General features: G+C 62.2%; 12 protein-coding genes. 10 read left to right on the top strand and 2 right to left on the bottom strand.

The features are described from left to right. Nucleotides 1-275 precede the first annotated feature (275 nt). From ACMGF7_RS11035 to dhaM, 4 genes are read left to right on the top strand one after another with little or no spacing between them, the layout of a single operon-like run. Nucleotides 276-1376 (top strand): glycerol dehydrogenase, encoded by a 1101-nt coding sequence (locus ACMGF7_RS11035; protein WP_004937227.1) that lies wholly within the window; start codon nucleotides 276-278, stop codon nucleotides 1374-1376. A gap of 51 nt (nucleotides 1377-1427) precedes the next feature. Then, nucleotides 1428-2498: a dihydroxyacetone kinase subunit DhaK gene (gene dhaK, locus ACMGF7_RS11040; RefSeq protein WP_015379086.1), complete on the top strand. Its 1071-nt coding sequence runs from the start codon at nucleotides 1428-1430 to the stop codon at nucleotides 2496-2498. Between the two features lie 9 nt (nucleotides 2499-2507). Beyond that, nucleotides 2508-3140 (top strand): dihydroxyacetone kinase subunit DhaL, encoded by a 633-nt coding sequence (dhaL, locus tag ACMGF7_RS11045; protein ID WP_015379085.1) that lies wholly within the window; start codon nucleotides 2508-2510, stop codon nucleotides 3138-3140. Between the two features lie 11 nt (nucleotides 3141-3151). Then, on the top strand, nucleotides 3152-4582 hold the full coding sequence (gene dhaM / locus ACMGF7_RS11050; protein WP_164095344.1) for a dihydroxyacetone kinase phosphoryl donor subunit DhaM: 1431 nt from the start codon (nucleotides 3152-3154) through the stop codon (nucleotides 4580-4582). Here the strand turns inward: dhaM and dhaR are convergent. Both dhaR and hasF read right to left on the bottom strand, forming a co-directional pair. Next, entirely contained in the window at nucleotides 4579-6528 is a 1950-nt protein-coding gene (gene dhaR / locus ACMGF7_RS11055) for a dihydroxyacetone kinase operon transcriptional regulator DhaR (protein WP_049241511.1), read from the bottom strand. The two genes, dhaM and dhaR, sit on opposite strands and share 4 nt — an antisense overlap. A 150-nt stretch (nucleotides 6529-6678) precedes the next feature. After that, nucleotides 6679-8178, bottom strand: coding sequence for a multidrug efflux transporter outer membrane subunit HasF (gene hasF / locus ACMGF7_RS11060; RefSeq protein WP_049241513.1), 1500 nt, complete (start codon nucleotides 8176-8178; stop codon nucleotides 6679-6681). A gap of 347 nt (nucleotides 8179-8525) precedes the next feature. On the opposite strand from hasF, the gene nudF reads away from it, so the two are divergent. From nudF to ACMGF7_RS11090, 6 genes are all read left to right on the top strand, one after another. After that, entirely contained in the window at nucleotides 8526-9158 is a 633-nt protein-coding gene (gene nudF / locus ACMGF7_RS11065; protein ID WP_004937242.1) for an ADP-ribose diphosphatase, read from the top strand. Then, a complete protein-coding gene (locus ACMGF7_RS11070) occupies nucleotides 9158-9583 on the top strand; it encodes a DUF1249 family protein (protein WP_004937244.1) in 426 nt (141 codons plus the stop codon). The genes nudF and ACMGF7_RS11070 overlap by 1 nt, the downstream gene beginning before the upstream one ends. A gap of 27 nt (nucleotides 9584-9610) precedes the next feature. Continuing rightward, nucleotides 9611-10438, top strand: a complete 828-nt coding sequence (gene cpdA, locus ACMGF7_RS11075; RefSeq protein ID WP_004937250.1) for a 3',5'-cyclic-AMP phosphodiesterase — start codon at nucleotides 9611-9613, stop codon at nucleotides 10436-10438. After that, nucleotides 10438-11022, top strand: coding sequence for an esterase YqiA (yqiA, locus tag ACMGF7_RS11080; RefSeq protein ID WP_015379081.1), 585 nt, complete (start codon nucleotides 10438-10440; stop codon nucleotides 11020-11022). Before cpdA ends, yqiA begins: the two co-directional genes overlap by 1 nt. A 46-nt stretch (nucleotides 11023-11068) precedes the next feature. Then, nucleotides 11069-12964: a DNA topoisomerase IV subunit B gene (parE, locus tag ACMGF7_RS11085; protein WP_004937254.1), complete on the top strand. Its 1896-nt coding sequence runs from the start codon at nucleotides 11069-11071 to the stop codon at nucleotides 12962-12964. A gap of 82 nt (nucleotides 12965-13046) precedes the next feature. After that, nucleotides 13047-13943, top strand: coding sequence for a LysR substrate-binding domain-containing protein (locus ACMGF7_RS11090; RefSeq protein ID WP_015379080.1), 897 nt, complete (start codon nucleotides 13047-13049; stop codon nucleotides 13941-13943). Nucleotides 13944-13949 lie beyond the last annotated feature (6 nt).

The raw sequence follows: 13949 nt of genomic DNA on the forward strand, positions 1-13949 counted from the left end.
TTAAAGCTGAAACGCCCGCAGAATCCACTCTTTACGCAGTTATACGTTGGGGTGTGCGCCAGTTCGCTTTCGCGGCGAAAAAACGCGCGTTAGCGTTTCATCATGAAACGTTGTCGCTATGATGATGTTCCATAATGGAACAAAAATCGCGTGGCTCGCCAGGCGGGCGGCAGGCGCTCATAGTCGAAGCACAACAACAAGCCGGCGGCGAAGCCGGCGCGTCATCACCTGATATCTGAACGTTACCATCGCCAACTCCCTACAAGGATCCGGTTATGTTGAGAATCATCCAGTCACCAGGCAAATACATTCAGGGCGCCAATGCGCTGTCCGCCGTCGGCGAATACGCCAAATCCCTCGCCGACCATTATTTCGTGATCGCCGACGACTTTGTGATGCAGCTGGCGGGCGACACCCTGATGGGCAGCCTGCAGCAGCACGGCGTGAAACATCATGCGGCCCGCTTCAACGGCGAGTGCTGCCGTAAAGAGATAGACCGCCTTGGCCGCGAGCTGCAGACCCACGGCTGCCGCGGGGTGATCGGCGTCGGCGGCGGCAAGACGCTCGACACCGCCAAGGCCGTCGCCCACTACCAACGGCTGCCGGTGGTGCTCATTCCCACCATCGCCTCCACCGATGCGCCGACCAGCGCGCTGTCGGTTATCTACACCGAACAGGGCGAATTCGCTGAATACCTGATCTACCCGCGCAACCCGGACATGGTAGTGATGGACAGCGCCATCATCGCCAAAGCGCCGGTGCGCCTGCTGGTAGCCGGCATGGGCGACGCGCTCTCCACCTATTTCGAAGCGCAGGCCTGCTTCGACGCGCAGGCCACCAGCATGGCCGGCGGCAAATCGACGCTGGCGGCGCTCAGTCTGGCGCGGCTGTGCTACGACACCCTACTGGCCGAAGGGGTAAAAGCCAAACTGGCGGTCGAGGCCGGCGTGGTGACGGAAGCGGTGGAACGCATCATTGAGGCCAATACGTATCTGAGCGGCATCGGCTTCGAGAGCAGCGGGCTGGCGGCGGCGCATGCCATTCACAACGGTTTCACCGTGCTGGAGGAGTGTCACCACCTGTATCACGGCGAGAAAGTGGCGTTCGGCACCCTGGCGCAACTGGTGCTGCAGAACAGCCCGATGGCGCAGATTGAAACCGTGCTGGCGTTTTGTCATGACATCGGCTTGCCGATCACGCTGGCGCAGATGGGCGTCACCGGCGATGCGACGGCGAAGATGATGGCGGTGGCCGAGGCCAGCTGCGCCGCGGGTGAAACCATTCACAACATGCCGTTCAAGGTCACTCCTGCGGGCGTGCAGGCGGCGATCCTGACGGCGGATAGGCTGGGCGCCGCCTGGTTGCAGCGTCATTGATACCGTTGGGGCGCGGTGCGCCGCGCCCCTGTTCTTACAGAGGAAACCATCGTGAAAAAACTGATTAATCAGGTCGAGTCGGTGTTGGAAGAGCAGTTGCAGGGGCTGGCGGAGGCTCATCCCGAGCTGCTGGTGCACGCGGATCCGGTGTTCGTGACCCGCGCCGACGCGCCGGTGGCGGGCAAAGTGGCGATCCTGTCCGGCGGCGGCAGCGGCCATGAGCCGATGCACTGCGGCTTCGTCGGTGAAGGGATGCTCGACGGCGCCTGTCCGGGCGAGATTTTCACCTCGCCGACGCCGGATAAAATGTACGAGTGCGGTCAGGCGATCGACGGCGGCGCCGGGGTGCTGCTGCTGATCAAGAACTACACCGGCGACGTGCTCAACTTCGAAACCGCCACCGAGCTGCTGCACGACAGCGGCGTCGCGGTGGCGACGGTGCTGGTGGATGACGACGTGGCGGTCAAAGACAGCCTGTTTACCGCCGGGCGGCGCGGGGTGGCCAACACCGTGCTGATGGAGAAACTGTTGGGCGCCGCCGCGGCGCGCGGCGACGATCTGGACAGCGTGGTGACGCTGGGGCATCGCATCAACAACCACGGGCATTCAATCGGCATTGCGCTGGGCGCCTGTACCGTGCCGGCCGCCGGCAAGCCGTCGTTCACCCTGGCGGAGAACGAAATGGAGTTCGGCGTCGGCATTCACGGCGAGCCAGGCATTGCGCGCCGCCCGTTCACCACGCTCAACGCGGCGGTGGACGACATGTTCCATACGTTGATCGACCACGGCCACTATCAGCGCGCGATCCGCGTCTGGGATCGTCAGCAGGGCGAGTGGCGCGACGAGATGCAGACCAAGCAGCCGCTGACGCGCGGCGATCGGGTGATCGCGCTGGTCAACAATCTGGGCGCCACGCCATTGTCTGAGTTGTATGGCGTGTACCATCGGCTGGCGGAGCGCTGCGCCGAGGCGGGCATCATCATTGAACGCAACCTGGTGGGTTCTTATTGCACCTCGCTGGATATGCAGGGGGTATCCATCACGTTGTTGAACGTGGACGACGAGCTGTTGTCCTTGTGGGATGCGCCGGTGAAAACGCCTGCGCTGCGTTGGGGTTGCTGAGGAGGAATCATGGCGTTGACCAAACAACAGGTTGTCGATTGGCTGATGCGTTGCGGCGAGGTGTTCAGCCGGGAGCGCGATTTTCTGACCCAGTTGGACACCGAGATCGGTGATGCCGACCACGGTTTGAACATGAATCGCGGTTTCAACAAGGTGGTGGAAAAGCTGCCGTCGGTGGCGGACAAGGATATCGGCTTTATCCTGAAAAACACCGGTATGACGCTGCTGTCGAGCGTGGGGGGCGCCAGCGGTCCGCTGTTCGGCACCTTCTTCATCCGCGCGGCGCAGGCGGCGAACGCCAAGCAAAGCCTGGATCTGACGGAACTGCATCAGGTGATGCAAGAAGGGGTGGAAGGCGTGGTGATGCGCGGCAAAGCGGAGCCGGGCGACAAGACCATGTGCGACGTCTGGTGGCCGGTGGTGGAAAGCCTCGGCCAGTCCGCGCAGCAGAACCTGAGCGTGGCGGAGGCGCTGCAGCGCGCCGCCGACAGCGCCGAGCGGGCGGTGGAGAGCACCATCACCATGCAGGCGCGCAAGGGGCGGGCCAGTTACCTGGGCGAGCGCAGCATCGGCCACCAGGATCCCGGCGCCACTTCGGTGATGTTGATGATGAAAACGCTGGCCGAGGTCGCCGGCAGTTAGCAGGAGGCGAGATGATTAATATCGTGGTGGTTTCGCACAGCGCGTTGCTGGCGCGCGGCGTTGAGCAGTTGGCGCGGCAGATGATGCGCGGCGACGGCTGCAAACTGGCGCTGGCGGCGGGCGTGGATGACGAGCAGCACCCGATCGGCACCGACGCGGTCAAAGTGATGGAGGCGATCGAAGCGGTCGCCGACGGCGATGGCGTTCTGGTGCTGATGGATCTGGGCAGCGCGCTGCTCAGTGCCGAAACCGCGCTCGATCTGCTGGACCCGGATCTGGCCGCCAAAGTGCGGCTGTGTGCGGCGCCGCTGGTTGAAGGCACGCTGGCGGCGGTGGTTGCCGCCAACTCCGGCGCCTCACTGGAGCAGGTGGTAGCGGAGGCGCAGGGGGCGCTGCAGGGCAAACAGGCACAGCTGGGCGAGGTTTCACCTACGGCGAAAACCGTGGCCTTGCCGCTGGCGCAGGGCAAAAGCGCAACCTGGACGGTGCAGAACCCGCACGGGTTGCATGCGCGCCCGGCGGCGCGGCTGGTCGAGACGCTGGCGCCGTTCAAGGCCGAGCTGGTGCTGGAAAAGCAGGGGCAGTGCGTCGATCCGCGCAGCCTCAATCAGCTGGCGCTGCTGCAGGTGCGTCACGGCGACACCATCCGTTTGATCGCCGACGGCGCGCAGGCGGACGAGGCGCTGGCGGCGTTCAAAGCGTTGGCGGAGCAGCATTTTGGCGAGACGGTCTCCGAGCGGCAGCAGCCTTCGCTGCACGGTATTCCGGTGGCGGAAAGCGTCACCAGCGGGCCGGTGTTCCAGGCTTACAGCTTCTGGCCACCCACGTCCGATCGGCGCATCGGCGCGGACGAGGTATTGGGCGAACAGCAACGCCTGCGGGAGGCGCTACAGCATACGCTGAGCGATCTGAACCGGCTGGCGGAACGCACCGGCACGCTGATCGGCAAGCCGCAGGCGGCGATCTTCGGCGCCCACAGCATGCTGCTGGACGATCCGGATCTGCAGCAGGCGGCTTACACCCGCATCGCGCAACAGCTGTGCAGCGCCGAGCAGGCCTGGCGACAGGTGCTGGAGGCGATCGCCGAAGAGTACCGCGAGCTGGATGACGACTACATGCGGGCGCGCGAACTGGACGTGCGCGACATGCTGCGCCGCACGCTGTGCCATCTGCAGGGGCTGCCGCTGCCGGTTATTGCGCTGACAGAACCGTCAATATTGGTGATGGACGAACTGATGCCTTCGGAGGTGGTGATGCTCGACAGGCGGCTGGTGCTCGGCATCTGTCTGAGTGGCGGCAATGCCCTGTCGCACAGCGCCATTCTGGCGAAGGCGATGGGCATTCCGATGGTGGTCGGCATGCAGGATTGCCTGAGTAAAACCCGCAGCGGGCAGAAGGCGATGCTGGATGCCGCGCGCGGGGTGTTGCAGCTCAGCCACTAAGCGCGCAGCTTGAACTGGCGGATGTCGATCCCGTGCTGTTTGATCTTCCGCCACAGCGTGGTGCGGCCGATGCCCAGCAGCTGCGCCATCTCCGTCAGCTGGCCGCGGCTGACGGTCGCCGCGCGCAGGATCGCCTGGCGCTCCATGTCCGTCAGCGTCAACAGCGGCGCGCCGGGCTGCGGATCGCTTTCCAGCAGCGACGGCTGGCCGAGCAGGTGCGCCGGCAGATCCGCCAGCTGGATGTGGTGGCCGTGGCAAATCATCGCCGCGCGCTCCACCACTCCTTTCAGCTCCAAGTCGTTGCCCGGCCACAGGTAGAGCGCCAGCTGGGCCATCACTTCGTCATCCACCCGAAAGCGGCACTGAAAATGCTGCTCCAGCGTGCGCAAATGGTGTTTGACCAGCAGCGGAATATCGCTCAGCCGCTGGCGCAGCGGCGGGATCTGGATCTCGAATGCCTGCAGGCTGTAAAACAGCTGGCGGCGGAAGCGGTTTTGCTGCACCAGCAGCGGCAGATCGGCGGCGCTGCCGGCGATCACCCGCACATCGACCGGGATCACCCGGCTGGAATTGAGGCGGATCACCACGCCGGTTTTCAGCACCTGCAGCAGCGCCGATTGCATCTCCGCCGGCAGGTATTCGATCTGTTCGAGGTACAGCGTGCCGCCGTTGGCCAATTCGAATTTGCTGAGCTGGCCCGCCTCTTCTTCGCTGGCGTCGCTGCCCAGCAGCTCACGCAGCCCCTGCGCCTGCGGCAGCAGTTGACAGTTGAGGGCGATATACGGCCCGGCGGCGCGTTCACCGGCGTTGTGGATGGCCTGGCTGAGTAGCTCTTTGCCGACGCCTTCCTCCCCGCGCAGCAGGATCGGATGCTGGCCTTTGGCCGCCTGCTGGCCATAACGGATCAGCCGCCGCATCTCCAACGAGGCGGAGGGCATTTGCTCGAAGCTGTGGCTGACGCGCCCCAACTGGCTGCTGACATACTGGCGCAGCCGCTCGAGCGGGTGCAGCAGGGCGATGAAACTGCAGCGTTCGCCGTCGAAAATCGGCTTTAGCGTCAGCAAGGCGGCAATAAACTGCCGCTGGCTTTCGAAGGTGACTTCGACGTGTTGCAGCGGCTGCCGGTCGGCGATGGCGCGCTTGAGCAGAGCGGGCAGCGTCAGCAACTGCGCCAGCGGTTTGCCCTGGCTCTGCTGCTCGTCCAGCTTTAGCAGGGCGGCGGCGCGCTGGTTGATGTATTGCAGGTAGCCGCGATGATCCCAGGCCATAACGCCGTCGTCCACGCCGTCCAGCAGGCCGTAAAGCTGGTTCAGATGGCGGTTGGATTCCGCCAGCAGGCCGTCGGCGTTCAGCGAATTGCCTATTTCGCGGGCGATGGCCAGCGTCAGCGACAGATCGCCGGCGGCGCAGTCGGCCAGCAGGCAGCCCAGTGCGATCGAGCCGCGCTGGCGGCCGCTGTTGTCGTAGACCGGCGTCGCGCAGAATGACCAACCGTGCAGCGCCCGGCGCACGTGCTCTTCACCGCTCACTCGTACCGGGTGGCCTTCCGCCGCCGCCAGCGCCGGGGCGTTGGTGCCGATCTGCCCCTCGGCCCAATAAGCGCCGGGGGCGAACCCCAATTGCTGCAGATGCTCCCAGGTTTGGGCGTCGCCGCAGCGCCACAGCATGCAGCCGCTCTCGTCGAGGATCATCAACAGACAGCGACGCGGCTCCATGTATTCGCAGGCGTCTTCCAGCGCCGCCTGGCCGAGCGTCAGCAGATCGTTCTTGCGGCGGCAAATCGATTCGAAGGTGGCGCCCTGCGCGCGGTGCGGCGCTTGCCAGACATCGGGCTGCATCAGGCTGCGGCAGCGCAGCCAGGAGGCGTAAACCGCCTGTGCCGGGCGCAGCGGCGGCGGCAATTCGCCGTCGTTAATCAGACGCTGCCAGCGTGAATCGTTGTCCATCGAACCTCATCCATACTGCGAAAACGAGAGTGACGATGATACCACCTGACGCGGCGGCGGCTGTGAGGCGGCGGGCAGAAGTGGTGAAATCGAGGCAAAAAAAACGGGGCGCGGCGCAGGCCGAACCCCGTGTTTATCCGCGTGCGCGCATCAGTTGCGGAATGGGTTGCCGCTGTTGCGAGCCGGTTGGCTGGTGGTAACGGCCGGCGCGGATGCGCGAGTGGCCGCCGGTACCGGCGCCGCGGTCTGTTGCATCGGCGCATTGTCCTGATAGCCGTCTGCATAGGCGTCCTGCGCGCGATTCTGCGGTGCGACGGCGTCAGGCGCGGTCGATACCGGTTTGCCCAACGCGCCGTTCAACAGCAGCAGATCGTTCTGGTTCAGCGTGCCGAGCGCCGACTTGATGTTCAGTTGGTTGATCAGATAGGTATAACGCGCGTCGGACAGCTGACGTTTGGCGTTATACAGCGTGGTGGTGGCGTCCAGCACGTCGACGATGGTGCGGGTACCGACCTGATAACCGGCTTCCATCGCGTCCAGGGAGCTTTGCGCGGAGATCACCGCCTGTTTGTAGGCGTTGATGCTGCTGATCGAGGCGTTAACGTTGTTGAACGACGAACGCACGGTCTGCACCACGCTGCGGTGGGAGCTTTCCAACTGCTCGCTGGCGCCGACGAAGCCGTACTGCGCTTGTTTCACCTGCGAATTGGTCGCGCCGCCGCTGTACAGCGGCAGGTTGAAGCTCAGACCCACTTTGTTTTCACCGAGGTCTGCGTCGCGCGTGGTGTTGCGTGAGCCGCCGTAATTATTGTTGGAGATCGCCGTTGAGGCGCTGAAGTCCACTGTCGGCATATAGCCGGTCTGCGCGGCGCGGATCTGTTCGCGCGCCAGATCCTGGCTCAGGCGGGCAGACAGCAGGCTCAGGTTGCGCGCTTCCGCTTCTTTCAGCAGGTTGTTCACCGCTTCCGGGCGCTGGGTGCTGAAGCGATCGGTGTTCAGCGAGGCCAGTTCGGGGTAGAAGGTGCCGGTGACCTGACGCAGCGTTTCCAGCGCGTTGTCCAGATCGTTGCGGGCGGAGACTTCCGCCGCCAGCACGGTGTCGTAGTTCGAGCGGGCGTTCTGTACGTCGGTGATCGCCACCAGGCCCACGTTGAAGCGCTGGGTGGTTTGATCCAGCGTGCGATACACCGCGTCTTTCTGCGCCTGGGTATAGGACAGCGTATCGATCGCTTTCAGCACGTTGAAGTAAGCGGTCGCCGTGTTGAGAATAAGCTGTTGCTCAGCGGTCTGGAAGGTGACGTCGGAGATGCCGGCGGTCTTTTCCTGCAGCGTCAGCTGGCGCCATTTCGACATGTCGAAGATGGTTTGCGTCAGCGCCAGCGAGCCGCTTGTGCTATCGCTATGGGTATCGCGGCTGTCTCGATATCCGCTGGTGTAGTTGTAACCGGCGGTCAGGCCGAGCTGCGGCAGCAACGGGCTGCGCGCTTCATTGATCTTTTCGAATGCGGCGTCGCGGTCAGCTGCACTTTTGCGCAGATCCGGGTTACTTTCCCTAGCCTGTTTGTAGACCTGCAGCAGGTTCTCTGCCTGGCTCATTGCACTGAAGCCGCCCAGGCTCAGTCCGATAAGAAGGGGGAGCAGTTTCTTCATTTGCATTCCTTGTTGTGCAGCAATATTGCTATGTTAGCGCTGACGATAGACGAAATAGTTGCCGATTCTAGCAGAGTCTGAGGTACGCATCAGGTGGCTGAATGTGCCATCTCACGTAACTTTTACCTTTCAGACCGCCCATTTACCTTGGCGTACTGCCCGGGCCGACTGCAGCTGATATTATGGCTGACAATCCGGATTGTTTCCCGCTATTACCTGCGAGCGCACAAACGTGCCGCATCCGGCGGCGAAAAACAGCCTAACATAAAGTCGCGGCGGAGAGTCCCGCTGTTTCTGTCATCAAAACCGTTTATTTTATCGGCATACTCAAGCAGGAGAATTCGTGCATGAACCGTTCGCAGCCGTCGCCCGTTACTTTCGATAAAAAAGATGTAGAAATTATTGCACGCGAGACGCTGTACCGTGGTTTTTTTTCACTCAATTTATACCGGTTTCGCCATCGGTTGTTCAATGGCGAAATGAGCCCTGAAATCACGCGTGAAATTTTCGAACGCGGCCATGCGGCGGTGCTGCTGCCCTACGATCCGGTGCGCGACGAGGTTGTGCTGATTGAACAACTGCGCATCGCCGCGGTCGATACCAGTAATTCGCCCTGGCTGCTGGAAATGGTGGCGGGTATGATCGAAACCGGTGAAAGCGTCGAGGACGTGTGCCGCCGCGAAGCGCAGGAAGAGGCCGGCGTGGTGGTCGGGCGTTGCAAACCGGTGCTGAGCTATCTGGCCAGCCCCGGCGGCACCAGCGAACGTTTGTCGATCATGGTCGGAGAAGTGGACGCCGGCACCGCCGAGGGCATCCACGGCCTGGCGGAAGAACATGAAGATATCCGCGTTCATGTGGTCAGCCGCGAACAGGCTTACCGCTGGGTTGAGGAAGGCGCGATCGATAACGCCGCATCAGTGATTGCATTGCAATGGCTGGCGTTGCACCATGAATCGTTGAGAAAAGAGTGGGCCAACTAATGAAACAGCGCTATACCCCTGATTTCCCCGAAATGATGAGATTGTGCGAAACCAACTTCGCGCAATTGCGCCGCTTGCTGCCGCGCAACGATGAAGCGGGCGAAACGGTGACTTATCAGGTGAACGGCGCCGGCTATCGTTTGACCATCGTTGAGTCCACGCGTTACACGTCGCTGGTGGAGATCGAGCAGATCTTTCCGGCGGTCAGCTACTGGAGCCTGCCCGCGATGACGGTGCGGTTATACCATGACGCCATGGTTGCGGAAGTGTGTTCCAGTCAGCAGATCTACCGCTTTAAAGCGCGTTATGATTATCCTAATAAAAAGTTGCATCAACGCGACGAAAAGCATCAAATTAACCAGTTTCTTGCTGATTGGCTGCGCTACTGTTTGGCGCATGGAGCGATGGCGGTTCCGGTTTGTTAGACAGACTGAAATAACAAAGGACACCATTTGGAAAGCCTGTTTAAACTGCCCGTGGCGAGTGGGGCCGCGGTCAGGATTCTACAAATAACAGATACCCACCTTTTTGCCGGCGAACACGAGACGTTGCTCGGCATCAATACCTATCGCAGCTATCACGCGGTGCTGGACGCCATCCAGGCGCAGCGCCGCGACGTCGATTTGATCGTCGCCACGGGAGATTTGGCGCAGGATCATTCGCAAGAGGCGTACCGCCACTTCGCCGCCGGCATCGCGCAACTGCCGGCCCCCTGCGTGTGGCTGCCGGGCAACCACGATTTTCAACCGGCGATGGTCGACGCATTGGCCGCCGCGGGCATCGCGCCTTCCAAACAGGTGCTGCTGGGCGATAACTGGCAAGTGCTGATGCTGGACAGCCAGGTGTTCGGCGTGCCGCACGGCGAATTGAGCGAATATCAGCTGGAGTGGATGGAGCGCTGCCTGCAGGCTCACCCCGAGCGCTATACGCTGTTGCTGTTGCACCATCATCCGCTGCCTTCCGGCTGTACCTGGCTCGATCAGCACAGCCTGCGCAACCCGCATATGCTGGGCGCGATCCTGCTGCGTTATCCGAAAGTGAATACCGTGGTGTGCGGGCACATTCACCAGGATCTGGATCTGGAATGGCAGGGGCGGCGCCTGTTGGCGACGCCGTCTACCTGCGTGCAATTCAAGCCGCACTGCACGAACTTCACCATCGACGACGTTTCCCCCGGCTGGCGCTACCTCGATCTGCTGCCGGACGGTCGCGTCGAGACGCAGGTGTTCCGCCTGGAAAACGACGACTTCCGCCCCGATATGGACTCGGATGGATACTGATGCCTTCGACACTGCTCTACCTGCACGGTTTCAACAGCTCGCCGCAGTCTGCCAAGGCGGTGGCCTTCAAGGCCTGGCTGGCCGAACACCATCCCGATATCGAGATGTTGGTGCCGCAGCTGCCGGCCTTTCCGGCGGAGGCCGCCGAGATGCTGGAAAATCTGGTGCTGGAACGCGCCGGGCAAACGCTCGGGCTGGTCGGCTCATCGCTGGGCGGCTATTACGCCACCTGGCTGTCGCAGTGTTTTTCCCTGCCGGCGGTGGTGGTCAACCCGGCGGTCAAGCCGTTTGAGCTGCTGGTCGACTACCTCGGCGCCAACGAGAACCCCTACACCGGCCAGCAATATGTGTTAGAGTCTCGGCACGTTTACGATCTGAAAGTGATGCAGATCGATCCTTTGGAGTCGCCGGATTTAATCTGGCTGCTGCAGCAAACGGGCGATGAAATTCTCGATTACGGCCAGGCAGTGGCGTATTACACCGCGTGTCGGCAAACGGTGGAGTCGGGTGGAAACCACGCCTTCGTCGGTTTCGAGCACTACTTCCCCCAGATTGTGGATTTTTTAGGGCTAAACGCGGTCTGACGGGCCGTTCCGGCACCTCCCTTTAACCACGAAAAAATAATCAACGATGACTCAATCCAGCTATAACGCTGATGCCATTGAAGTACTCAGCGGTCTAGAACCAGTGCGCCGTCGTCCCGGCATGTATACCGACACGACGCGCCCAAACCACCTCGGCCAAGAGGTGATCGATAACAGCGTCGACGAAGCGTTGGCCGGCCACGCCAAGCGCATCGACGTGATCCTGCACGCCGATCAGTCGCTGGAAGTGATCGACGACGGCCGCGGCATGCCGGTGGACATCCACCCGGAAGAGGGCGTGCCGGCGGTTGAGTTGATCCTGTGTCGGCTGCACGCCGGCGGTAAATTCTCGAATAAAAACTACCAGTTCTCCGGCGGCCTGCACGGCGTGGGCATCTCGGTGGTCAACGCCCTGTCGAAGCGGGTGGAAGTCAACGTGCGCCGCGACGGCAACGTTTACAGCATCGCCTTCGAAAACGGCGACAAAGTGCAAGATCTGACGGTGACCGGCACCTGCGGCAAACGCAACACCGGCACCAGCGTGCACTTCTGGCCCGACGAACAGTTCTTCGACAGCCCGCGTTTCTCGGTATCGCGCCTGACTCACCTGCTGAAAGCCAAAGCAGTGCTGTGCCCCGGCGTCGAGATCTATTTCATCGATAAGGTGAACAACACCGAGCAGCGCTGGTGTTACCAGGACGGCCTGACCGACTACCTGATGGAAGCGGTTAACGGCCTGATCACCCTGCCGGAAGCGCCGTTCGTCGGCAACTTCGCCGGTGACACCGAAGCGGTGGACTGGGCGCTGCTGTGGCTGCCGGAAGGCGGCGAGCTGCTGACCGAAAGCTACGTCAACCTGATCCCGACCATGCAGGGCGGCACCCACGTCAACGGCCTGCGTCAGGGGCTGCTGGACGCGATGCGTGAGTTCTGCGAATTCCGCAATATTCTGCCGCGCGGCGTGAAACTGTCGGCGGAGGATATCTGGGATCGCTGCGCCTACGTGCTGTCGGTGAAGATGCAGGATCCGCAGTTCGCCGGGCAGACCAAAGAGCGTCTCTCCTCGCGTCAGTGCGCGGCCTTCGTTTCCGGCGTGGTGAAAGACGCCTTCAGCCTGTGGCTGAACCAGAACGTTCAGGCGGCGGAACAGCTGGCCGAGCTGGCGATCTCCAGCGCCCAGCGCCGCCTGCGCGCCGCCAAGAAAGTGGTGCGCAAGAAGCTGACCAGCGGTCCGGCGCTGCCGGGCAAGCTGGCGGACTGCACCTCGCAGGATCTGGCCATGACCGAATTGTTCCTGGTGGAAGGGGATTCGGCGGGCGGATCGGCCAAGCAGGCACGCGATCGTGAATATCAGGCGATCATGCCGCTGAAGGGCAAGATCCTGAATACCTGGGAAGTGTCCTCGGACGAAGTGCTGGCCTCGCAGGAAGTGCACGACATTTCCGTGGCGATCGGCATCGATCCGGACAGCGAAGATCTCAGCCAATTGCGCTACGGCAAAATCTGCATCCTTGCGGATGCGGACTCCGATGGCCTGCATATCGCCACGCTGCTGTGCGCGCTGTTCGTGCGCCACTTCCGTTCGCTGGTGAAAGGTGGCCACGTCTATGTCGCTATGCCGCCGCTGTATCGCATCGATCTCGGTAAAGAAGTGTTCTACGCGCTGGATGAAGAAGAGAAAGCCGGCGTGCTGGAACAGCTGAAGCGCAAGAAGGGCAAGCCGAACGTGCAGCGCTTTAAAGGGCTGGGCGAGATGAACCCGCTGCAGCTGCGCGAAACCACCCTCGATCCGAACACCCGCCGTCTGGTGCAACTGACGGTGGCGGAGGATGACGTCGATCAGACGCTGGCGGTGATGGACATGCTGTTGGCCAAGAAGCGTTCGGAAGATCGCCGCAACTGGCTGCAAGACAAGGGCGACATGGCCGAATTGGCGGTCTGAGCCTGACCCTGGCCCGGCGAAACGCCGGGCCGGCTTTCCCGCAGGGCGTTCATGCGGCGCCCGATAACCTGGGCCGGAATGCATGAAGATCACGCTCGAAGAATTGCTGGCTTTCACCTCGGTGGTCGACAGCGGTTCTATCACCGCCGCCGCCGATCGGCTCGGCCAGACAACATCCGGCATCAGCCGCGCGCTCAGCCGCCTGGAGAATAAGCTCGATACCACCCTGATGCGCCGCACGACGCGTCGTTTGGAGCTGACCGAAGAGGGGCTGAGCTTCCTGAACCATGCGCGTACGATCATCAGCTCGGTGGAAAATGCCGAAGAGCAAATGGCGGTGCGCCGGCAAATGCCCGCCGGGCGGCTGCGGATCAATGCGGCCGCACCTTTTATGGAGCACGTCATCGTGCCGCTGGTGGCGGGATTCAGAGAACGTTATCCGCAAATTTCGCTCGAGCTGAACACCGACAACCTGATTATCGATCTGCTGGAAAAACGCACGGATATCGCCATTCGCATCGGGGCGTTGCGTGATTCGACCATTCATGCGCGCGCGCTGGGAGCCAGCCGGCTGCGCATCCTCGCCAGCCCGGCTTATCTGCAGCAGCACGGCACGCCACAGAGCGTGGAGGAGTTGCATCGGCATTGTCTGCTCGGTTTTACCCAGCCGGAGTCGCTGAACCAGTGGCCGTTGCGCTATCGCCAGGCGCCGCATTTCGCCATCACGCCGACGATCTCTGCGTCCAGCGGTGAAACGCTGCGGCAATTGGCGCTGCAGGGCGAGGGGATCGTACAGCTGGCAGACTTTATGACCCGTCGCGATCGGGAAGCCGGCAAGTTGGTGACGTTGCTGGAGCAGGAGACGCTGGACGTGCGCCAGCCGATCAACGCGGTGTATTACCGCAATACGCAATTGGCGGCGCGCATCACCTGTTTTCTTGACTACGTCAGCGCGCACATCGACGCGCAGACGTTATAAGGCGGA

The organism is Serratia sp. BNK-17 (assembly GCF_048684935.1).
GTDB lineage: Bacteria > Pseudomonadota > Gammaproteobacteria > Enterobacterales > Enterobacteriaceae > Serratia > Serratia nematodiphila.